General features: G+C 38.1%; 24 protein-coding genes. All 24 read left to right on the plus strand.

Going from position 1 to position 21252, the window contains the following annotated elements; all coding sequences use genetic code 11:
• Positions 1–6: 6 nt before the first annotated feature.
• The 24 genes from MKY80_RS05000 to MKY80_RS05115 all read left to right on the plus strand — a co-directional run bounded on the left by MKY80_RS05000 (position 7) and on the right by MKY80_RS05115 (position 20978).
• On the plus strand, positions 7–375 hold the full coding sequence (locus MKY80_RS05000) for a TIGR02530 family flagellar biosynthesis protein (RefSeq protein ID WP_008180768.1): 369 nt from the start codon (positions 7–9) through the stop codon (positions 373–375).
• 86 nt (positions 376–461) lie between these two features.
• Entirely contained in the window at positions 462–1430 is a 969-nt protein-coding gene (gene flgG / locus MKY80_RS05005) for a flagellar basal body rod protein FlgG (RefSeq protein ID WP_043990752.1), read from the plus strand.
• A 101-nt stretch (positions 1431–1531) separates the two neighbouring features.
• A complete protein-coding gene (locus tag MKY80_RS05010) occupies positions 1532–1753 on the plus strand; it encodes a flagellar FlbD family protein (protein WP_008180764.1) in 222 nt (73 codons plus the stop codon).
• Complete coding sequence (gene fliL / locus MKY80_RS05015) at positions 1743–2171, plus strand: flagellar basal body-associated protein FliL (RefSeq protein WP_008180761.1); 429 nt, start codon at positions 1743–1745, stop codon at positions 2169–2171. The genes MKY80_RS05010 and fliL overlap by 11 nt, the downstream gene beginning before the upstream one ends.
• 31 nt (positions 2172–2202) lie before the next feature.
• On the plus strand, positions 2203–3198 hold the full coding sequence (fliM, locus tag MKY80_RS05020; RefSeq protein ID WP_008180759.1) for a flagellar motor switch protein FliM: 996 nt from the start codon (positions 2203–2205) through the stop codon (positions 3196–3198).
• Complete coding sequence (fliY, locus tag MKY80_RS05025; protein WP_008180757.1) at positions 3191–4414, plus strand: flagellar motor switch phosphatase FliY; 1224 nt, start codon at positions 3191–3193, stop codon at positions 4412–4414. Before fliM ends, fliY begins: the two co-directional genes overlap by 8 nt.
• Positions 4415–4435: 21 nt before the next feature.
• A complete protein-coding gene (locus MKY80_RS05030; RefSeq protein ID WP_008180756.1) occupies positions 4436–4798 on the plus strand; it encodes a response regulator in 363 nt (120 codons plus the stop codon).
• Positions 4799–4808: 10 nt separating this feature from the next.
• A complete protein-coding gene (locus MKY80_RS05035) occupies positions 4809–5483 on the plus strand; it encodes a flagellar biosynthetic protein FliO (RefSeq protein WP_237068723.1) in 675 nt (224 codons plus the stop codon).
• Positions 5480–6145 carry a flagellar type III secretion system pore protein FliP gene (gene fliP / locus MKY80_RS05040; RefSeq protein ID WP_008180752.1) on the plus strand — a complete coding sequence of 222 codons (666 nt, stop codon included), beginning with the start codon at positions 5480–5482 and terminating at the stop codon, positions 6143–6145. The genes MKY80_RS05035 and fliP overlap by 4 nt, the downstream gene beginning before the upstream one ends.
• 13 nt (positions 6146–6158) lie before the next feature.
• Positions 6159–6428: a flagellar biosynthesis protein FliQ gene (gene fliQ, locus MKY80_RS05045; protein WP_008180750.1), complete on the plus strand. Its 270-nt coding sequence runs from the start codon at positions 6159–6161 to the stop codon at positions 6426–6428.
• A 4-nt stretch (positions 6429–6432) separates the two neighbouring features.
• Complete coding sequence (gene fliR, locus MKY80_RS05050; RefSeq protein ID WP_008180748.1) at positions 6433–7206, plus strand: flagellar biosynthetic protein FliR; 774 nt, start codon at positions 6433–6435, stop codon at positions 7204–7206.
• A gap of 1 nt (position 7207) precedes the next feature.
• Positions 7208–8296, plus strand: a complete 1089-nt coding sequence (flhB, locus tag MKY80_RS05055; protein ID WP_036123995.1) for a flagellar biosynthesis protein FlhB — start codon at positions 7208–7210, stop codon at positions 8294–8296.
• 24 nt (positions 8297–8320) lie between these two features.
• Positions 8321–10351 carry a flagellar biosynthesis protein FlhA gene (gene flhA / locus MKY80_RS05060; RefSeq protein WP_008180742.1) on the plus strand — a complete coding sequence of 677 codons (2031 nt, stop codon included), beginning with the start codon at positions 8321–8323 and terminating at the stop codon, positions 10349–10351.
• On the plus strand, positions 10351–11547 hold the full coding sequence (flhF, locus tag MKY80_RS05065; protein ID WP_008180741.1) for a flagellar biosynthesis protein FlhF: 1197 nt from the start codon (positions 10351–10353) through the stop codon (positions 11545–11547). The genes flhA and flhF overlap by 1 nt, the downstream gene beginning before the upstream one ends.
• Positions 11544–12419: a MinD/ParA family protein gene (locus MKY80_RS05070; protein ID WP_342532295.1), complete on the plus strand. Its 876-nt coding sequence runs from the start codon at positions 11544–11546 to the stop codon at positions 12417–12419. The genes flhF and MKY80_RS05070 overlap by 4 nt, the downstream gene beginning before the upstream one ends.
• Positions 12420–13574 (plus strand): chemotaxis response regulator protein-glutamate methylesterase, encoded by a 1155-nt coding sequence (locus tag MKY80_RS05075; protein WP_008180738.1) that lies wholly within the window; start codon positions 12420–12422, stop codon positions 13572–13574.
• A gap of 15 nt (positions 13575–13589) precedes the next feature.
• Positions 13590–15662: a chemotaxis protein CheA gene (locus MKY80_RS05080; protein ID WP_008180736.1), complete on the plus strand. Its 2073-nt coding sequence runs from the start codon at positions 13590–13592 to the stop codon at positions 15660–15662.
• 27 nt (positions 15663–15689) lie between these two features.
• Entirely contained in the window at positions 15690–16136 is a 447-nt protein-coding gene (locus MKY80_RS05085) for a chemotaxis protein CheW (protein ID WP_008180734.1), read from the plus strand.
• 9 nt (positions 16137–16145) lie between these two features.
• The gene (locus MKY80_RS05090) at positions 16146–16778 is read left to right on the plus strand and encodes a chemotaxis protein CheC (RefSeq protein WP_008180732.1); all 633 of its coding nucleotides are present in this window, start codon (positions 16146–16148) and stop codon (positions 16776–16778) included.
• A 2-nt stretch (positions 16779–16780) separates the two neighbouring features.
• Positions 16781–17284 (plus strand): chemotaxis protein CheD, encoded by a 504-nt coding sequence (locus MKY80_RS05095; protein ID WP_025113952.1) that lies wholly within the window; start codon positions 16781–16783, stop codon positions 17282–17284.
• Positions 17284–17655 carry a hypothetical protein gene (locus MKY80_RS05100; RefSeq protein ID WP_089985334.1) on the plus strand — a complete coding sequence of 124 codons (372 nt, stop codon included), beginning with the start codon at positions 17284–17286 and terminating at the stop codon, positions 17653–17655. Before MKY80_RS05095 ends, MKY80_RS05100 begins: the two co-directional genes overlap by 1 nt.
• A gap of 437 nt (positions 17656–18092) precedes the next feature.
• Positions 18093–18491 (plus strand): nucleoside deaminase, encoded by a 399-nt coding sequence (locus MKY80_RS05105; RefSeq protein ID WP_089985336.1) that lies wholly within the window; start codon positions 18093–18095, stop codon positions 18489–18491.
• A gap of 14 nt (positions 18492–18505) precedes the next feature.
• Positions 18506–19729: an amidohydrolase gene (locus tag MKY80_RS05110; RefSeq protein WP_089985338.1), complete on the plus strand. Its 1224-nt coding sequence runs from the start codon at positions 18506–18508 to the stop codon at positions 19727–19729.
• Between the two features lie 28 nt (positions 19730–19757).
• Positions 19758–20978, plus strand: a complete 1221-nt coding sequence (locus MKY80_RS05115) for an amidohydrolase (RefSeq protein ID WP_043990756.1) — start codon at positions 19758–19760, stop codon at positions 20976–20978.
• The last annotated feature ends 274 nt before the right edge of the window (positions 20979–21252 follow it).

The raw sequence follows: 21252 nt of genomic DNA on the forward strand, positions 1-21252 counted from the left end.
AAAGTGATGGATAAATTTTCAATTCATCGTGTACCCTTGCATCCATCTATTCGTGCAACTCAACCTACGTCCATTCATTCACAGCAATCCTTTAAAGCCCATTTACAGGAAGCATCAAAGCAAGAGCTGAAGGTGAGCAAACATGCGCATGAACGTATTATGGAGCGTAAAATTGACATCTCTGAACAAGAATGGCAGGTTGTCTCGGATAAGGTATTTGAAGCTCACTCAAAAGGTGTTAAACAGCCATTAGTCTTGATGGATCAAGCAGCTTTAATTGTCAGTGCTAAAAACGCTACTGTCATTACAGCAATGGATCGCACGGAAGCAAAACAACAATTATTTACAAATATTGATGGCACAATCGTTCTTTAAAGGCTGGACCTTCTTATGAAAGGAAGCCTTCGTGATGCTGATTGATAGAAGCACACAAATAAAAAATGAAGGGAGAACGAAAACTTATGTTACGTTCTATGTATTCAGGTATTTCAGGTCTTAAAAATTTCCAAACAAAGCTAGATGTTATTGGTAACAATATTGCAAATGTTAATACTGTTGGCTTTAAAAAAGGACGTGTTCTTTTTAAAGATTTAATGTCTCAAACACAAGCTGGTGCATCTGCAGCAACAGCTACACGAGGTGGTGTGAATCCACAACAAGTTGGTTTGGGTACACAATTAGCTGCCATTGATACGATTCATGGGGGCGGTTCCTTACAAAGTACAGGACGTGGTCTTGACTTAGCAATTGAGGGTGATGGCTTTTTCATGGTAGCTGATGCAAATGGTGCTCCTGATCCAGATAGTGGTTTCATAGACGAAGAAGGCTTCAACAATACTCTATTTACTCGTAATGGTGTTTTCTATATGGATAGCAATGGCTATTTAGTGAATGCTGACGGTAAATATTTAGTAGGTGTATCTGCTGGAGAGGATATCGTAATGGAAGCTGATGATGATGGTATCAATCCAGATGATGCACCAGTTGCTTCAGGGGATGAAGGCGCAAACTTATTTGATGATGATGGTGTACTAACACCTGATGATGGAACTGTAGGTCCAATTCGTATCCCTACGACTGCTAAAGAGATTAGCATCGGAGCTAATGGCACGATTGAATATGTAGACCTAAATGGTGAGCGCAAATGGGCTGGACAGCTGATTATGGCTAAATTCCCGAACGCTGGTGGTCTTGCTAAGAGTGGTGGGAACTACTATCAACAAACAGCGAACTCTGGTGCTGCATATGGACAAGTAGCAACTGTAGCAGGGATGGGGAAAGTAGTGCCTGGAGCTGTAGAAATGTCGAATGTTGACTTATCTGAAGAGTTTACAGAGATGATTGTTGCTCAACGTGGTTTCCAAGCGAATACTCGTATTATTACAACATCAGATGAAGTGTTACAAGAGCTAGTAAACTTAAAACGTTAATGATTGAATAGTCCTTTCATTCATAACGGACGTTTTAACAAACATATTTTCATATGAGGGAGGGTCGGGCCGGCTCTCATGCTAGACCCGGCCCTAATTCAATGATTGAACTAACACGTCTTAATGGCAAAGCATTTACATTAAATGCTTTATACATAGAAACAGTCGAATCATTTCCAGATACGACTATTACTTTAACAACTGGAACAAAATTAATTGTTTTAGAGAGTGAAGATGAGGTGCGACAAAAGGTAACTGCCTTTTATAACAATATACAAATACTATCCAACCCGCATCTAAGAGGTGAAAAAGATGAAGAATAATAAAATGTTAACAATGATTATTATTTTGCTAGTAGCAGTCATACTGATCGGGGTTATTTTGTTTGTATTGCTTACACAATTTAATAAACCGACAGGAGCTATTGAACCAACCATTGATGAAATTGTAGAGGCAACAGTGGAGATTCCGGAAATCACAACGAATCTTGCAGATAAAAGAGTAGTACGCTTGTCATTAAAAGTTCAAACGACAAGCAAAGATGCTGCTGCAGAATTAACAAAGCGTGTTTTCCAAGTGCAAAACATTGCTATACAAGAACTTTCTGAAATGGAGCAAAAAGATTTAGAAGGTAAGCAAGGAAAGCAAATTTTCCAAAAATCATTAAAAACTAGAGTAAATGAATTGATGCAAGAGGGAGAAGTCCAGGAAGTATATTTTACCTCCTTCATCACTCAATAAAATAGAAACTGCTTGAAATGGAGGTGGGCAAATGGCAGGAGATGTGTTATCTCAATCCGAGATAGATGCGCTGCTTTCCGCTATATCGACTGGGGAAATGTCAGCAGATGACATAAAAAAGGAGGATGAGGGACGCAAGGTTAAAGTTTATGACTTTAAACGAGCGCTTCGATTCTCAAAAGATCAAATCCGAAGTTTGACCCGAATACACGAAAATTTTGCACGACTATTGACAACCTTTTTCTCTGCACAGCTTAGAAGCTATGTGCAAATTACAGTTGCATCAGTAGACCAAATACCATTTGAAGAGTTCGTTCGTTCGATTCCGAATATGACGCTCATTAATGTGTTTGAAGTGCCACCATTAGATGGTAATATATTGATGGAAATAAATCCGAACATTGCCTATTCCATGCTAGATCGTTTAATGGGCGGTAGTGGGGCGAGTCATAGTAATGTAGATAATCTAACAGAAATTGAAACAAAAATTATGACAAACCTTTTTGAACGCTCATTCGACAATTTACGTGAGGCGTGGGAAAATGTAGCGGAAATTGATCCGATTTTAGTGGAGCTTGAAGTTAATCCACAATTTTTACAAATGATTTCACCTAATGAAACAGTAGTTGTCATTTCATTAAATACGATCATTGGTGAAACAAGCGGTATGATCAATATTTGTATTCCGCATGTTGTATTGGAGCCGATTGTTCCCAATCTTTCTGTTCGCTATTGGATGCAAACAAATACAAAAGAAATGTCTCCAGAGCAAACAAAAATGCTTGAAACACGCGTAAAACAAGCAAAATTACCGCTTTCGGTTGAATTAGGGCTAACGGATATCACGATCGAGGATTTCCTTACAATGCAAGTTGGTGATGTTATACAGCTAGAGCAAAAAATTAATGATCCACTTCTATTAAAGGTAGGGACATTACCAAAATTCACTGTTCAACCAGGTAAGCAAGGCAAAAAATTAGCAATCCAGATTATCGACCCTTTGAAAGGAGGAGACGAAGATGAGTGATGAAATGCTCTCCCAAGAAGAAATTGAAGCGCTATTAAGGGGCGAGACGTTGGAAGATAAAAACAGCGGCACTGAAGCTTCTTCAATTGATGAAACAAATGATATACGAGTAGAGGATTACCTTGATTCGTTTGCACAAGATGCACTAGGTGAGGTAGGCAATATTTCCTTTGGGAGCTCTGCCACTGCACTTTCGGCATTATTAGGACAAAAAGTAGATATTACTACCCCAAGTATATCAATGATTAATCGAAATAAATTAGAAGAGGAGTTTCCACATCCTTATGTAGCTGTACAAGTGGAATATACGATTGGCTTAACAGGTATGAATTTACTTGTTATTAAACAATCTGATGCTGCAATTATTGCAGACCTTATGTTAGGTGGCGATGGATTAAATCCGAAACCTGACTTAGGAGAAATTCAGTTAAGTGCTGTTCAAGAGGCCATGAATCAAATGATGGGCTCAGCGGCTACATCTATGTCGACAGTGTTCAACAAAAAAGTGGATATTTCGCCTCCGACAATTGATTTAATGAATATTTCTCAAAATGAAGGTCGAGAAAACATCCCTGAAGATGATTTGCTAGTCAAAGTATCTTTTAGATTAAGAATTGGTAATTTAATTGATTCGAATTTAATGCAATTATTACCGCTTAAATTTAGTCAAAACATCGTAAAATCTCTATTAGGTGAAACTGAATCAATAGAAGAACCTGTGGCTGCAACGATTGCACCTGAGGCACCGCCAATTGCAGCACCACCTGTTCAACAACAAGCGCCTGTTATGCCACCGCCTGCACAGCCTGTTTATCAGCAGCCGGAAGCAACTATGCAGCAACCGGTTTATCAGGAACCACAGCAGTTTGCGCAACCAGCGAGACCTGCACAGCCAGTGAATGTTCAACAAGCACAATTTGCTAGCTTTGATTCAAATGTAATCTCTCAATCTGAAGCTAGAAATTTAAATATGCTACTTGATATTCCATTGCAAGTTACTGTAGAGTTAGGACGTACGAAACGTTCTGTTAAAGAGATTTTAGAACTATCAAGTGGTTCGATTATTGAGTTAGATAAATTAGCAGGGGAGCCTGTTGATATATTAGTTAATAGTCGTTTAATCGCTAAAGGTGAAGTCGTTGTTATTGATGAAAACTTTGGTGTACGTATTACAGATGTTTTAAGTCAAGCAGAGCGTTTAAATAATTTAAGATAGTTTCAATTGGAGGAGTTAACCATGTCTAAAAGAATTTTGATTGTAGACGACGCTGCATTTATGCGTATGATGATCAAGGATATTTTGTCGAAAAATGGATTTGAGGTTGTTGGAGAAGCGGCAGATGGATTACAGGCTGTTGAAAAGTACAATGAATTAAAACCAGATTTAGTAACAATGGATATCACAATGCCAGAAATGGATGGTATTGCGGCTCTTAAAGCAATTAAGGGATCAGATCCAAGTGCAACTGTAATTATGTGTTCAGCAATGGGACAACAAGCAATGGTAATCGATGCAATTCAAGCTGGTGCGAAAGACTTTATTGTTAAGCCTTTCCAAGCAGATCGAGTAATTGAAGCGATCCAAAAAGCGCTAGGATGATTGCATGAAAATGTTAAAATCATTTCGTTTCACGATGATTTTTGCATTTCTTGTATCCTTCCTGTTTTTGTACCCGACACCAACTTCGGTCTATGCAGACTCTGATACGAATAGTGTGACAGATTGCATTAAAGACCCAGAAGCTTGTTATGGAGATACTACCGATCCAGCTGCTAAACAAGAACCAAGTGTATCAGCAGCTGGAGATATATCTGCATGGGAATACATAAAAATGGTTTTAGCGCTTATTTTTGTTGTAGCTTTGTTTTATGGTTTAATGAAGTTTTTAAATAAACGAAATTTAAACTTTCAACGTAATCAACTGATACAAAATTTAGGCGGTTTATCGTTAGGTGCACAAAAATCAGTACAGCTTTTACAAGTAGGGAAAACCATGTATTTAGTGGGGGTCGGTGAAGACGTTCAGCTATTACGTGAAATTACTGATCCTGAAGAAATAGAAGCACTGTTAGCACTTTATAACGAAAGGCAAGAACTTGCAGCAACATCACCGTATATCGCAGAAGTATTTTCTAAGTTTAAGAAAAAAGATAGAGTGAATTTGCAAAATGAACAAAAGCAAGAGACATTTGGCAAACTCTTTGAAAAAAAGATTTCCGAAATTAAACAGGAGCGCAGTGAAGAGATTGAGCGATGGAAGCAAAAGGAGAAGGATGATAAATGAATGATTTAGTCAATATTTTTTCCAATAGCGATCCAACCAACGTCTCAACATCCGTTAAGCTCTTACTACTATTAACCGTTTTATCACTGGCACCAAGTATTTTAATTTTAATGACATCCTTTGCTCGAATTGTCATTGTTTTATCCTTTGTGCGTACAGCACTGGCTACACAACAAATGCCACCTAATCAGGTGATTGTTGGTTTAGCCTTATTTTTAACGTTCTTTATCATGGCACCAACCTTTCAAGAGGTCAATAAAGAGGCTTTGCAACCACTATTTTCTGAAGAAATTGGTTTAGATGAAGCTTATGATCGGGCAAGCTTGCCATTTAAAGAATTTATGAGTAAGCATACAAGACAAAAAGATCTTGACTTGTTTTTATCGTACAATCAAGCAGAAAAACCAGCATCAGTGGAAGAAATCCCACTGACAATGCTTGTGCCAGCATTTGCTTTAAGTGAAATTAAAACAGCATTTCAAATAGGTTTTATGATTTTTATTCCATTCCTAGTGATCGATATGATTGTTGCGAGTACATTAATGTCGATGGGGATGATGATGTTACCGCCAGTAATGATTTCATTGCCATTCAAAATCTTATTGTTTGTTCTGGTCGATGGCTGGTATCTCGTCATGAAATCGCTACTACAAAGTTTTTAGGGGATGATACAGTATGACAGGTGAATTGGTTATTTCCGTTGCAGAACGTGCCATTATGATTATCCTTCTAACAAGCGGTCCGTTATTATTAGTAGCTTTAATCACTGGTTTGGCTGTAAGTATTTTTCAAGCTACCACTTCGATTCAAGAGCAAACTTTGGCATTTGTACCGAAAATTATCGCCGTCTTTGTGGCCATAGTGTTCTTTGGCCCATGGATGTTATCTCAAGTTACTAGCTATGCGAGAGACATTTTTGAGAATTTAACACGTTATATAGGGTGAGTCCATGAATGAATTAATTCCGCATTTAACGGTTTTCTTATTGGTGCTTGTGCGTGTTTCAGCATTTTTTGTTACGGTTCCTTTTTTTTCCTATAGAACCATACCACCACAAGTCAAAATTACTCTCGCACTGGTTTTAGCTTGGATGATGTATTATACAATTGATGTTGAGCCGTTTGCATTCAATGATGAATACATATTATTAGTGATGAAAGAAGCACTTGTTGGGCTGTTACTCGGTCTAGTAGGTTATATAATCATGTCTGCCATTCAAATTGCAGGGAGCTTTATTGATTTTCAAATGGGTTTTGCCATTGCCAATATTATTGATCCGCAAACAGGAGCTCAAAGTCCATTAATCGGTCAGTTTTTTAATATGTTAGCATTCCTTTTATTGTTAGCAATTAATGGCCATCATATGATTCTTGATGGAATTTACTATAGTTATCAGTTTTTGCCTATGGATCAATTCCCTAGTTTTACAAATGAGGGCTTTCCCCAATTTATCATCACAACATTTACAGCTGTTTTTGCTATTGCATTTCAGATGGCTGCACCTGTTGTGGCTACCTTATTTTTAGTCGATTTAGCTTTAGGAATAACTGCGAAAACAGTACCACAATTAAATATATTTGTTGTTGGTTTTCCTATTAAAATAGCCGTTAGTTTTTTAGTGTTATTTACAATGATGGCTGTAATGATTCAAGTCATTCAAAAGTTAATCACTATTATGATTTACGGCATGCGTGATTTAATGGCCATTTTAGGTGGTGGATAATATGAAACTACTACTGAATTTAGATATCCAGTTTTTTTCAGGTGAAAAGACTGAGAAGGCGACGCCAAAGAAACGTCAAGATGCTCGAAAAAAGGGACAAGTTATTAAGAGTCAAGATGTAACTAGTGCCATCGTTATGCTGATGGTCTTTATCTTCTTAATTTTCTTTGCAGGTTCTTTACGGGATGAGCTATTAGCGTTTTTTAGACAAACCTTTATCCATAACATACGCATCGAAACACTAACGATTGATAGTGTGATGCACTTATTTATAGAAACATTAATACAAATGGCTTTCATTATTGTACCGATTATGGCGATAGCAGTTGTTGGAGCACTTGCAGGTAACTTTTTGCAGTTTGGCTTTTTATTTACTTTGGAGCCAATGAAGTTTGATTTGAAAAAGATGGACCCTATCAAAGGGTTGAAAAGGATTTTTTCGGTTAAGGCAATTGTTGAGTTGCTGAAATCGGTGTTAAAGATTGGCTTTATCGGTAGTGTAACGACAATTATTATCTGGACAAACTTGCCAGAAGTTTTAGCTTTATCCTTTAAAAGTCCATGGATGACGCTCATTACTGTCGGAAAGCTAGTCGGCATTATGGGCATAGCAGCATCTTTAGTTTTACTTTGTGTATCCATTTTGGATTGGATGTATCAAAAATTTGATTATGAAAAAAATCTTAAAATGTCTAAGCAAGATATTAAAGATGAATATAAAAATAGTGAGGGTGACCCGCTCATAAAATCGAAAATCAAACAACGTCAGCGCGAAATGGCGATGCGTCGTATGATGTCAGAGATTCCAAGTGCAGATGTGGTAATTACCAACCCTACTCACTATGCGATTGCGCTCAAATATGACGAGGAAAATATGGATGCACCTCGCGTAATTGCAAAGGGTACAGACTTTATCGCTCAAAAAATAAAGCTGATTGCCAAAGAGCATGACGTCATTATGGTGGAAAATAGACCTTTAGCTCGCGCCATGTATGATCAAGTTGAAATTGGTGATCCCGTACCAGAAGAATTTTTCAAAGCAGTAGCAGAAATACTCGCTTATGTTTACCGTATTAAACGTAAAATTTAAAGCTTTTTAGTAGGAGGGACACAAATGAAAGTTCGCGATATTGGGGTTTTAGGTGCGGTTATTTTAATCGTTGCGATGCTCATCATCCCTCTTCCTCCGTGGATGTTAAGTTTCTTAATTGTCATTAATATTACATTAGGATTAATTGTACTGCTAACAGCAATGAGTATGAAGGAAGCATTAGACTTTTCTATTTTTCCTTCGGTTATTTTACTGTTAACCTTATTCCGATTAGGACTGAGTGTTTCCACAACCCGTGCGATCTTAGCAACTGGGGATGCGGGCTCTGTCGTAGAAACATTTGGTGATTTCGTAGTCGGGGGAAATATTCTCGTAGGTTTAGTTGTCTTTTTAATTCTAGTATTAATTCAGTTTATTGTTATTACAAAGGGTGCAGAGCGGGTAGCTGAAGTAGCAGCTCGTTTCACACTTGATGCGATGCCAGGTAAACAAATGAGTATTGATGCTGATTTAAATGCAGGAGTAATTTCCGAAAAGGAAGCACGCGAACGACGTGAAAAAGTAGCCGGTGAAGCGGACTTCTACGGAGCGATGGATGGTGCCACGAAATTCGTAAAAGGGGATGCCATTGCCTCAATGGTCATGGTTATTATCAACTTATTATTCGGAATCATCATCGGGGTAGTACAAATGGGACTCCCATTTGCTGAAGCAGCAACTCATTTTTCTAAGCTAACCGTTGGGGATGGTATAGTTTCGCAAATTCCTGCCTTGCTTATTTCAACAGCAACAGGGATTGTGGTAACTCGCGCCTCTTCTAAAGGAAGTCTTGGTCAAGATATAACAGGACAATTATTTGCTCAAGCAAAGTTACTCTATGTAGCTGGAGGTACCATAGTATTACTAGGGCTATTTACACCAATCCCTAACTGGGTAACACTTCCAATAGGTCTTTCCCTAATTGTTGGGGCTTATATGATGGAACGTAAGAAACCAGAGGATGAAGAGGAATTACTTGAAATTGAAGAAGAAGTGGCAACAGATGGCATGAAGAGCCCTGAAAATGTTGTGAATTTATTAAATGTGGACCCAATCGAATTTGAATTTGGTTATGGATTAATTCCGTTAGTCGATGCTGCTCAAGGTGGGGACTTATTAGATCGTGTCATTATGATTCGTCGACAGTTAGCACTAGAATTAGGAATTGTCATCCCAGTTGTTCGTATTCGAGATAATATTCAGCTTCAACCAAATGAGTATCGAATAAAAATAAAAGGGAACGAAATGGCAAGAGGCGAGCTTTTACTAGATCATTATTTAGCGATGAGCCCAGGTGATGATGATTCTATTGAAGGAATTGATACAGTGGAGCCATCATTTGGATTACCAGCTAAATGGATTACTGAGCAAGTGAAAGAGGATGCTGAAATTTATGGCTACACGGTTGTAGACCCACCAAGCGTGGTATCCACGCATTTAACTGAAATAATCCGTGCGAATGCTCACGAATTATTAGGTCGTCAAGAGACGAAGCAGTTAATAGATCACTTACGTGAAACCCATCCTATTTTAGTAGAAGAGCTGACACCGGCACCTTTATCAACTGGAGAAATCCAAAAGGTTCTTGGTAAACTACTACGAGAAAATGTTTCTGTTCGTAATTTACCCATTATTTTTGAAACGTTAGCAGACTATGCGAAGGTAACTAGCGATACAGATATTTTAACGGAGTATGTTCGTCAATCATTGGCTCGTCAAATTACTGCCCAATATGTGGGGGATAGTTCGGCATTAAAAGTTATTACAGTTTCAGGTAAAGTAGAAAAAATGGTTGCTGATAGTATTCAGCAAACAGATCACGGAAATTATTTAGCAATGGATCCTCAAGATTCTCAAACGGTACTAGAGACGATTGCAGCAGAAATAGAGCGTGTGTCCTTTATGGAACAATCCGCTATTATTTTATGTTCTCCGGCTGTGCGTATGTATTTACGACAACTGACGGAGCGTTATTTCCCGCAGATTCCAGTTCTTTCATATAATGAATTGGATGCTTCTATTGAAATTCAAAGTGTTGGGGTGGTGAATGTTTAATGAAAATGAAAAAATATTATGCATCCTCCATACCAGAGGCTATGAAGCAAGTGCGTGCAGAACTAGGTGAGGACGCTGTTATTTTGAATTCTAAAGTAGTCATCACGAAGAAATTTTTCGGTATGATTAAACAGAAAAGTTTTGAGGTAGTTGCAGGAGTAGATGGAGTGGAGCCAAATCAAGTGGCTCCAGTACCAACGCCCGTAGCATTACCTAACGCGACTAAGGAAAATGCGAGACTACAAGATATTACAAATGCGATTCAAGTGAAAATTCACCAAGATCAATCATCACATGATGTAGTTAAACATGAGGACACTGGCATTTCTGAAGAATTGAGGAAGGAAATTGCAGATTTAAAATCTTTAATGCAATCGATGCATAAAAAGACTACCCAAGCTCAATATCCCGATGAACTCTTCCCCTTCATTGAATACTTAAGACAGCAAGAGCTAAATGAAGAGCTCATCACAACGATAGGTGATGAGCTTTTTATGCATTTCAAAGAAGCGTCAGAAATCAATTTCTCACAATGTAAAATGGTCACGAAAAATTTACTACGTAAGAGATTAGAAAGCCTACCTATCGGAGGATTGTCCTATGAAAGAAAATATATCAACGTATTAGGTCCTACAGGCGTGGGTAAAACAACGACGATCGCCAAAATGGCAGCTAGGGCAGTTTTAGAAAAGAAGAAGAAGATCGGATTTATTACGACAGATACGTACCGAATCGCAGCCATTGAACAGCTAAAAACGTATGCGGGCCTTTTACAGGCACCTGTTGAAATTGCTTACAACGCAACAGATTTCGAACAAGCTATCCAAAGATTATCGCATTTAGACTTAGTATTTATCGATACAGCTGGTCGAAATTATAAAGAGGTCAAGTATGTAGATGATCTCCAACGTCTCATAAAATTTGATGATCAAGCAGAATCCTATTTAGTACTCGCGATGACTACAAAAGAAAAGGATATGGCGAACATTATCGACCAATTTAATCAGCTGCCAATTGAAAAATTTATCTTCACGAAAATTGATGAAACAAATTCTATTGGCACAATGCTCAATTTAATGATTAAATATAATAAAGGACTTGCTTACTATACGAATGGTCAAGAAGTACCAGAAGATATTGAAGAAGCTGATTTAGAAGCAGTGCTTAATTTGTTTTTTCAAGGTGAAGAGAAATGAGAGACCAAGCTGAAACATTACGCTTGAAAATGATGAGACAGCAAGGCGATTTAGGTCGAGCAATTGCGGTGGTTAGTGGCAAAGGCGGGGTTGGAAAAAGTAACTTCACGATGAATTTTGCCTTGTCTTTGGCCCAAAAGGGAAAAAAAGTTGTCATTGTAGATATGGATATTGGGATGGGAAATATCCATATTTTAATTGGGAAAAATGCTTCCAATAGTTTGAAAGATTACCTAGAAGGAAATAAACTACTAGATGAGGTAATATTTGAGGGACCCCATGGTTTAAGGTATATATCAGGTGGGTCGGGTATGACAAATATTTTTAATTGGTCAGAGATGATGATTGAACAGCTTATTCATGCATTTGAACAGCTTCAGAAAAACTATGATTATATTTTATTTGATATGGGGGCGGGTGCGACAAATTGGTCGCTAGATTTACTCACATCAGTAGACGAAATTATCGTTATTTCAACGGCAGAGCCGACCGCAATTACGGATGCCTATTCGATGATGAAATATATTCATATGCGGGATGCTGATAAGCAATTTTATGTCCTTTGTAACCGTGCATTTAGTAAAGAAGAAGGCATCGAAACAAACGAGCGTTTAAAGTTAGCCATGAAACGTTTTTTAGACAAAGAAGTCACGATACTCGGTTCATTACCCGAAGATTCGATTGTGCGGAAGGCTGTGCGTGAGCAAGTCCCATTTTCACTTGCTTATCCAGACGCACTGATTTCTAAAACATTACAACTCATAGTGATTCGTTTTATGGAGCATCGTGTGGAGGAAATACATGCACATGATCAGACAGCAAAGAAATTTTTAACGAAACTAAGAAGTATTTTTTCGAAAGGGCGTGATTAATTGGACTTTTTACATAAAAGCAAGCTATTAGTTGTGGATGATTCTGCTTTTATGAGAAAGCTAATTAGTGACTTTTTTGTTGGCAACTCGAAGGTGGAAGTAGTTGGAACTGCACGTAATGGAAAAGATGCAATCAAAAAGATACAATCATTGAAGCCATCAGTTGTGACAATGGATATTGAGATGCCTGAAATGAATGGGCTAGATGCATTAAAAGAAATAATGATACAATGTCCAGTTCCTGTAATCATGCTCTCTAGTACCACTCAGCGTGGAACAGAAAATGCTATAGCAGCTATTGAAAGTGGCGCTGTAGATTTTGTCGCAAAGCCAAGCGGAACAATATCTCTTGATTTACATAAAATCCAAAGTGAGCTTGTCCATAAAGTAGAGCAAGCTGCAATGGTGCCAATATCCAAATTGAAAAAACCTTCTGGTAGTAAACGACAACAAGATTCAGTGACAAAAGTGAGTACCGTAATAAAGGATTTACAACAACATGGTCAAATACCGATTCCTGTGACTGCTACTGCTACTAAAGTAGCTGTAACAAAGGCGCAAACAGAATGGAATAAAGCAGGTAAAAAGATTGTGCTAATAGGTACATCTACAGGAGGACCTCGTGCGCTTCAGGAGGTCATTACAAAAATTCCTAAGTCTATTCAAGCCCCTATTCTCATTGTTCAGCATATGCCTGCTGGATTTACGAAATCACTCGCTACTCGTCTAGATCAGCTAAGTGAAATTGTTGTGAAGGAGGCTGAACAAGGCGATATTTTACAAAATGGGGTAGCCTATATTGCCCCAGGTGGCTATCACTTAAAGCTTAGGAAAGTAGGGACAACTTTTGGTATTGTTCTTGATAATCAAGAAGCACCAAGGTCAGGCCATAGACCATCTGTAGATGTGATGTTTGAAGATGTTAGTCAATATAAGGATTTTGATAAAGTAGCAGTGATTATGACAGGTATGGGGCATGATGGTTCAAATGGACTAAAAGCACTGAAAAAGACCGGTAATGTCATGGCCATAGCTGAGTCAGCAGAAACTTGCATTGTATATGGTATGCCAAAAGCAGCGGTAGAAACGCAACTAATTGATGAAGTTGCCGATGTAGATGATATAGCACTAACAATAATGAAATATTTGCCTTAAAAGGGGTGTCCTCTTATGGAAGTCAATCAATATTTAGAGATGTTTATCGAAGAAAGTAAAGAGCATTTACAAGCATGTAGTGAACATTTATTAGAATTAGAAAAAAATCCAGATGATTTGGCAATTGTTGGGGAAATATTCCGATCTGCCCATACTTTAAAAGGTATGTCTGCCACAATGGGTTTTGAAGATTTAGCCGATTTAACACATAAAATGGAAAATGTGTTAGATGCGATTCGTAATGAAAAAATCCACGTAACACCAGAAATTTTAGATGTGGTCTTTGAATCTGTTGACCATCTGGAAGAAATGGTTATGGATATTGCGAATGGTGGAGATGGCAAGCGTGATGTGTCAGCAACAGTCGCTCAACTTAAGCGCATAGAATTAGGTGAGGAAGCAGTACCTCAGGTGGCTGCAACCGTTGCAGAACCAGCAGCCGTGGAAAGTGTTTTAGAATATGATAGCTTTGAACAAACAGTTATCGCACAATCATCTGAACAAGGTTTCCAGGCCTATGAAATTTCAGTGAAATTACGAGAAGATTGTCTTTTAAAGGCTGCACGTGTATTTATGGTCTTCGAGATTTTAGAAAAAGACGGCGAAGTTATTAAATCGAGCCCATCTGTTGAAAAGCTAGAAGACGAACAATTTGATCAACAGTTTTATGTAGCCTATGTGACAAAAGAATCAGCAGAAGATATGCAGAAAAAGATCATGAAAGTTTCTGAGGTTGAAGAAGTTGTTGTCACAACAATAGACCAAAAGAAATTTAGTGAAAGAGAGTATGAATCACAGCAAGAAGTAGCTGCAACTGCATCAGCTGTAGCGGAAGTAGAGTCTACACCTGCTACTGTACCTTCTAAGCCTGAACCAGCCGCACAGCCTGCAAAAACAGCCGCACCTGCAAAGGCTGAAAAAAATCATGCGCCTGTTGGGAATAAAACGATTCGTGTCAATATTGAACGTCTTGATATTTTAATGAACTTGTTTGAAGAACTTGTTATTGACCGTGGTCGTTTACAATCTATTGCCACAGAAGTAAACCATGGTGAGCTAAACGAAACTGTGGAGCGAATGAGCCGTGTAATGGGTGACCTGCAAACTATTATTTTAACAATGCGCATGGTGCCAGTTGAAACAGTGTTCAACCGCTTCCCAAAAATGATTCGTCAGCTATCACGAGATTTAAATAAGAAAATTAATCTTGAAATCATTGGTGCTGAAACAGAACTAGATCGTACAGTTATCGATGAAATTGGTGATCCACTTGTTCACTTAATCCGAAATTCTGTGGACCATGGCATTGAAAATCCAACATCTCGTCGTGCAAAAGGCAAACCGGAAGAAGGAACGGTTGTCCTACGTGCTTACCATAGTGGAAACTATGTCTTTATTGAAATAGAAGACGATGGTGCAGGAATTAATCGTGATAAAGTACTAGCGAAAGCTATTGCAAAAGGCATTGTGACACAAGAACAGTCTTATTCAATGTCTGATAATCAAATCAATGAGCTTATTTTAGCTTCAGGCTTCTCGACTGCAGATGTCATTTCGGATGTATCTGGCCGTGGAGTAGGGTTAGATGTTGTTAAAACAACAATTGAATCACTTGGTGGTAATATTTCAATTGAATCCACACAAGATGTTGGTTCCATCTTTTCTATCCAATTACCACTAACATTATCGATTATTTCTGTGATGCTCGTGGAAATTGAAAAGGAAATTTATGCAATTCCATTATCATCTATTATTGAAACATCTATTATCCGTTCATCGGAGATTATGAATGCGCATAATCAAAAAGTAATCGACTTCCGTGGCAAGGTTGTACCATTGGTATTCTTAGAGGAAATCTTTGAAGTACCTCGTAAAGAGTCGCAAGATGAAGAATTCCATTCAGTAGTGATTGTTCGTAAAGGTGAAAAACTTGCTGGTTTAGTGGTAGATTCCTTCATCGGACAACAAGAAATTGTCTTGAAGTCTTTAGGAAATTACTTAACAAATATTTTTGCTATTTCAGGTGCAACTATTTTAGGAAATGGTAAAGTAGCCTTAATTGTAGATTGTAACGCATTAATAAAATAAGGTGAATGAATAAGAGAGGTGTAAAAGATGACAAACGCAGTGGAACAAGAAAGTATTAAAGTAATTGTATTTCAACTAGCGAATAAAGAATATGCTATTCCGGTGTCCCATGTTCAAGGTATAGAAAAGCTAATGCATATTACGCGCGTACCGAAAACGGCAAAATATGTAAAAGGTGTTATCAATCTTCGTGGTGTCGTAACGCCAATTGTGGATTTACGTGAACGTTTTGAATTACCTATTTCAGAACATGAGGAAACAACTCGCATTATCATTATCTCACTAGAAGATATGGAAGTAGGCTTTGTTGTTGATTCAGCAAACGATGTAATTGATATTCCTGCAAGTGCGATTGAACCACAACCAGAAGTTGTTGGCTCCCTTGAGGAAGAATTTATTTCAGGTGTTGCTAAAGTAGAAAAACGATTATTAATCTTATTACATTTAGAAAAAGTATTAAATCCACTAAAGTAGGGATCGATCATGACATTTAATCAAAAGATTACCTCGCTACATTTAGATGTATTAAAGGAAATTGGCAATATTGGTGCTGCGCATGCCGCGACAGCACTTTCCAATTTACTTGGGAAAAAAATTGATATGCGTGTCCCAAAGGTAGAAATGGTGTCCTTTAACGATATGATGGAATTGGCTGGGGGATCAGAAAATGTAGTTGTTGGTATTTACCTTCGCATTGAGGGTGATGCAGAAGGAAGTATGTTCTTTATACTACCTATTGAACAGGCAAACCGTTTTATCCGTCGTCTCATTTATGATGAAACATTTGATTTTAAAAAACGACCTGTTTCTGAACTAGGATTATCAGCTATGCAAGAAATGGGAAATATTTTATCAGGTTCCTATTTATCTGCCTTATCGGACTTTACTAATTTGAAAATTTATCCAACTGTACCGGGGCTAAGCGTTGATATGTTTGGTGCAATCATAAGTATTGGTTTAATAGAATTATCACATGTAAGTGATAATGTCATTGTTATAAATACATCCATTTTTGAAGAAGGTGTAGAAGACCATGAAACTGTGAGAGGGCATTTCTTCCTATTACCAGATCCCGACTCATTTGATGCTATTTTTAAAGCATTAGGGGTTTCCTAATGATGCTAAGCAGTAGTAGTGGGCAAGTGGTTAAAGTAGGAATTGCACAAATGGATGTAGTAAAGCTACCTAACACGATTCGAACTTCTGGTCTGGGTTCTTGTGTTGGCGTTATTTTATATGATGAGTCAAAAAAAATTGCTGGTTTAATCCATGTGATGTTACCAGATTCAAGCTTGGGAAGATCTGAGTCAATCAATGTAGCAAAATTTGCGGATTCTGGAATAGCAGCAATGATTGATCTATTAAAATTAGAGGGCGTTCAAAAGTTTAAACTAAAGGCAAAAATTGCTGGGGGCGCACAGATGTTTCAATTTACTTCGGATAAAGATTCGATGCGCATCGGTCCTCGTAATGTAGAAGCTGTCAAAAATGAATTGAAAAGGCATGGAATTCCTTTAGTAGCCGAGGATACTGGTGGAAACAGTGGTAGAACGATAGAATTTAATCCTGCCACATCGTCATTACATATTCGAACAGTTAACCAAGGAGTGAGCGAAATCTAATGTTTGGTTCCATATTTTATAATCTATGGGGAGCATTAATGGCTTTTACTATTTATTTTTTTAGTACATTTCTAAAGCCCTACACGCCCCTTCGTATCATTATCGGATCTTTTGTTACAGCAATCATTGTATTCCTTGTCATGTATATTGTACGTTTTTTAATAGCATACATTTTGTATACGCCAGAGGTAGATGAGGAAGCAGTTGAAGGTGAACTAGCAGAAAATGAACAAACTACTCCTGAAGGCACGAATCAAGAAGCAGCTTCGGCTCATTCAACCGTTGAATTTCAAGATGAGAACTCAGAGGAGATTGCACAAGTGGTTCGAACGATGATGAATCGAGAACAGGAACAACAAGTGAATGCTTAAAACAGAGAGTCGCTAGGAGCGGCTCTTTTTTATTTTGCCATTCAAGAAACTTTAGTATAGGGAAAACTTAAGTGAAATTTACTTTTTTTATATTATTCATATAATAGTCTTCATGTTAGCATATTTGTATAAAGGAAAAGTAAAGAAGGAACTCTTTTATGTGAAATTAAAGTGGGAAACCTAGATTCATTATTAATGTCTCATAGAATTGGTTAAAAAGACTGAATCTTCTGGCTATGATACGGTGATGCCACAACGCTAAGTCTAGAAGGCTCGTAATGATTAATGATTGCTGAAATGACTAGTCTATAAGAGCAAAAGTTAGTATAGGCACAACTCAGGATAAGGAGGTTAAAAGCATTTGGCTACTGGACATCATTCAGTTTATATTACAGCTATTAACGTGATATATCTGCTTTTACTAGGAGGAATAGAATATGAATCAACACGAATTTATGAGAAAAGCGCTTGATTTAGCAAATGAAAATGCACTATCAGAACATGGAGCACCATTCGGAGCGCTTGTAGTAAAAAATGGGCAAATTATTAGTTCGGGTGTTAATGAGGTAGCCAAAACAAATGATTTGACGAATCACGCAGAAATGCAAGCGATTCGCCAAGCTTGCCATACTTTGCAAACAATTAATCTCGAAGGCTGTGAAATGTATGCAAGTACAGAACCTTGTCCGATGTGTTTAAGTGCCATCTATTATGCCAAATTAACAACAGTCTATTATTTTCATGCTAGCAATACTTGCCAAGACTATGTCTATCATCAACTGTCCTTACCACATATAGAGAGGGATATTCAGATGGTTCAGCTTGAAGAAAAATAAAGGAGGTTCATATAATGACACCATTAGCATATTGGCTCATTAACGTACGACTAGAAACAGGTTTACATTACAATCATACTACTGTAATTGGAACACAAACCGAGCTTTTTAATGTACAAATTGAAAAGGGGATAATACAGCAAATTAAACGTGGAAATCAACCACTAGAGACGGATTTACCTCAATTGGATGCTCAAGGCTACCTCATGCTACCATCTTTTAGGGATATGCATATTCATCTTGATAAAACATATTTTGGTGGGCCATGGAAGGCACCTACCATTCCAACAGAGGGTCTTATAACTAGATTAAAAGAGGAAGAATTACTCCTTCCTAGTTTATTACCTGTAACAGAGGAAAGAGCAAAAAAACTAATAGATCTACTATTAAATGCAGGCTCCACACATATTCGTACGCATTGTAATATTGACCCGTTTATCGGTTTGAAAAATTTAGAGGCGGTCTTAAGAGTAAAAGAGGCTTACAAAGATAAAGTTGCTATGGAGATTGTAGCATTCCCGCAGCATGGGCTATTACGTAGTGATTCGGTTTCTTTAGTAAGAGAAGCATTGCGTAACGGGGCATCTCTCGTAGGAGGTGTTGATCCAGCAACAATCGATGAAAATATTGAGAAATCATTACAAACCGTGATGGAATTAGCGGTAGACGCAAATGCAGATGTAGATCTTCATATTCATGATCCTGGCCATCTCGGCATTTTTACGTTTAAACGACTAGCAGCGTTAACAGAGGCAGCTGGTTGGCAAGGGAGAGTGACAATTAGTCATGCCATGGCTTTTGCAGATATTCCTACTAGTGAAGCGAGTGAAGTAGCAGAATTACTTGCACATCTTGGCATAGCTATTACTTCTACTGTGCCAATTGAGCACACTATCCCTATTCCTCTCTTAGATCATAAAGGGGTAAACATATCACTTGGCGATGATAGTATTACGGACCATTGGTCACCATTCGGCAAAGGGGATAGTCTAGAAAAAGCAGGAACACTTGCAGAACGATTTGGTTTAAGTGATGAGCGTTCACTTGGTCAAAGCCTAAAATACATTACAGGTGGTATTACACCTCTAAATAAGGATGGTCATCAAATATGGCCGAATGTTGGAGATGAAGCAAATATTGTTTTTGTTGAAGCAACTTGTTCGGCAGAAGCTGTGGCTAGAAGGGCGAAAAGAGTGGCAGTGCTCTTTAAAGGAAAAATAGTTTCTGGTGAACTTTAAAATTGAAAATAGAAAGGATACATTTAAAATGCATGCTACTTTTTGGTTAACCAATGTACGACTTGAAACAGGCTATCATGTTGAAAATGGTATGGTTGCACAGACAAGAACCGCCTGCTCACATCTCCTCATTAAGGATGGGAAAATTTCAGATATTGTTTCGGCAGAAATGCAATTGAATGATCATTTCCCTAAAAAAGATATGAAGCAACTATTAGCGCTACCATCTTTCATCGAAAAACATTGTCATTTGGATAAAACACTTTTAGGCGATCAGTGGCTTGCTGTCACACCTGTGAACAATATTTTTGAACGTCTGGAAATAGAAAAAAAGGTTCTTCCTACTTTACATACCACTACACAACAACGCGCAGAAGAGTTGCTTTCACGTTATGTACAGTCTGGGGTTACCCATGTTCGTACCCATGTGGATTTGTATCCCGAGGTGGGCTTAAAAAATTTAGAGGAAGTTCAAATGGCTTTACAAACTTTTGAAGGAAGGTTGTCATATGAAATCGTAGCCTTTCCGCAGCACGGACTATTGCGAACGAAGGCGACAAATATAATAAGAGAAGCCCTTCGCATGGGCGTAGGCTTAGTAGGTGGTGTTGATCCAGCTACTGTGGATGGCGATATTGAGGCATCCTTACAACAAATGGTGGAGCTCGCTGTGGAGGGAAATGCTGGTGTTGATTTGCATTTACATGACCCGGATCAATTAGGTACCTTTACAATGAGAAGATTAGCTCAATTAACGAAGGAGGCTGGTCTGCAAGGTAAAGTGGCGATAAGCCATGCATTCGGACTTGGTGATGTTTCACGAGCTGAAGCAGAAGAAATGGCTGACATATTAAGAGATGCAGGGATTACGATAGTGACTAGTGTACCTATTCGCAGAAAATTTCCTCCAGTTGGATTATTACATAGCAAAGGGGTACCGGTTGCAATTGGTTGTGATAATATTTTTGATGTTTGGTCACCATTTGGGAACGGAGATCTGTTAGAAAGAGCAGGCCGTTTAGCTAATAGTTCAGGGTGGAGAGATGAATATTCATTAGCGCAAACCTTGCAGTTTATTACAGGTGGGAAAACGCCGTTGAATCAAGCAGGTGAACAAATCTGGCCAAAGGTTGGAGATAGTGCCAATCTAGTTTTAGTGGATGCTTCTTGCGCTGCTGAAGCAATCGCCCGCAAAGGTCAACGTAAGGCAACCATCTTTAATGGTAAAATGGTTTTTAGTTCGATTTAAAGCAATATCTTCAAGAGGGTGGTACTGTTTGACTTCGGTCAAATAGCCATCCTTTTTTAGGCTAAAAAAGGTGGAGAAAATAAGGCCAGATTTGAACTAGTATCATTTAGTTCGATAGGAGATGATTTGAATTTCTGTGGACAAATGGTGAGAATGCTACTTTGCTGGGTGTATTTATACCTAGTAACCTCGGTGAAGAAAGAGCAAAAGGGCGCTATATAAGATTCATAATTCCTACAAAAAAACCTAACAAAATTAAAATGTAAAAGCTTAA

The sequence above is a fragment of the Lysinibacillus sp. FSL R5-0849 genome (genome assembly GCF_038595075.1).
Lineage (GTDB): Bacteria > Bacillota > Bacilli > Bacillales_A > Planococcaceae > Lysinibacillus > Lysinibacillus fusiformis.

What these genes read in the sequence shown, in the direction of transcription:
- fliP (WP_008180752.1), top strand. Translation starts at nt 5,480, where the DNA reads ATGAATGATTTAGTCAATATTTTTTCCAATAGCGATCCAACCAACGTC.
- MKY80_RS05100 (WP_089985334.1), top strand. Translation starts at nt 17,284, where the DNA reads ATGTTTGGTTCCATATTTTATAATCTATGGGGAGCATTAATGGCTTTT.
- MKY80_RS05030 (WP_008180756.1), top strand. Translation starts at nt 4,436, where the DNA reads ATGTCTAAAAGAATTTTGATTGTAGACGACGCTGCATTTATGCGTATG.
- fliQ (WP_008180750.1), top strand. Translation starts at nt 6,159, where the DNA reads ATGACAGGTGAATTGGTTATTTCCGTTGCAGAACGTGCCATTATGATT.
- flgG (WP_043990752.1), top strand. Translation starts at nt 462, where the DNA reads ATGTTACGTTCTATGTATTCAGGTATTTCAGGTCTTAAAAATTTCCAA.
- flhB (WP_036123995.1), top strand. Translation starts at nt 7,208, where the DNA reads ATGAAACTACTACTGAATTTAGATATCCAGTTTTTTTCAGGTGAAAAG.
- flhA (WP_008180742.1), top strand. Translation starts at nt 8,321, where the DNA reads ATGAAAGTTCGCGATATTGGGGTTTTAGGTGCGGTTATTTTAATCGTT.
- MKY80_RS05000 (WP_008180768.1), top strand. Translation starts at nt 7, where the DNA reads ATGGATAAATTTTCAATTCATCGTGTACCCTTGCATCCATCTATTCGT.
- flhF (WP_008180741.1), top strand. Translation starts at nt 10,351, where the DNA reads ATGAAAATGAAAAAATATTATGCATCCTCCATACCAGAGGCTATGAAG.
- MKY80_RS05090 (WP_008180732.1), top strand. Translation starts at nt 16,146, where the DNA reads ATGACATTTAATCAAAAGATTACCTCGCTACATTTAGATGTATTAAAG.
- MKY80_RS05085 (WP_008180734.1), top strand. Translation starts at nt 15,690, where the DNA reads ATGACAAACGCAGTGGAACAAGAAAGTATTAAAGTAATTGTATTTCAA.
- MKY80_RS05115 (WP_043990756.1), top strand. Translation starts at nt 19,758, where the DNA reads ATGCATGCTACTTTTTGGTTAACCAATGTACGACTTGAAACAGGCTAT.
- MKY80_RS05095 (WP_025113952.1), top strand. Translation starts at nt 16,781, where the DNA reads ATGCTAAGCAGTAGTAGTGGGCAAGTGGTTAAAGTAGGAATTGCACAA.
- fliM (WP_008180759.1), top strand. Translation starts at nt 2,203, where the DNA reads ATGGCAGGAGATGTGTTATCTCAATCCGAGATAGATGCGCTGCTTTCC.
- MKY80_RS05105 (WP_089985336.1), top strand. Translation starts at nt 18,093, where the DNA reads ATGAATCAACACGAATTTATGAGAAAAGCGCTTGATTTAGCAAATGAA.
- MKY80_RS05035 (WP_237068723.1), top strand. Translation starts at nt 4,809, where the DNA reads ATGTTAAAATCATTTCGTTTCACGATGATTTTTGCATTTCTTGTATCC.
- MKY80_RS05070 (WP_342532295.1), top strand. Translation starts at nt 11,544, where the DNA reads ATGAGAGACCAAGCTGAAACATTACGCTTGAAAATGATGAGACAGCAA.
- fliL (WP_008180761.1), top strand. Translation starts at nt 1,743, where the DNA reads ATGAAGAATAATAAAATGTTAACAATGATTATTATTTTGCTAGTAGCA.
- MKY80_RS05080 (WP_008180736.1), top strand. Translation starts at nt 13,590, where the DNA reads ATGGAAGTCAATCAATATTTAGAGATGTTTATCGAAGAAAGTAAAGAG.
- fliR (WP_008180748.1), top strand. Translation starts at nt 6,433, where the DNA reads ATGAATGAATTAATTCCGCATTTAACGGTTTTCTTATTGGTGCTTGTG.
- MKY80_RS05010 (WP_008180764.1), top strand. Translation starts at nt 1,532, where the DNA reads ATGATTGAACTAACACGTCTTAATGGCAAAGCATTTACATTAAATGCT.
- fliY (WP_008180757.1), top strand. Translation starts at nt 3,191, where the DNA reads ATGAGTGATGAAATGCTCTCCCAAGAAGAAATTGAAGCGCTATTAAGG.
- MKY80_RS05110 (WP_089985338.1), top strand. Translation starts at nt 18,506, where the DNA reads ATGACACCATTAGCATATTGGCTCATTAACGTACGACTAGAAACAGGT.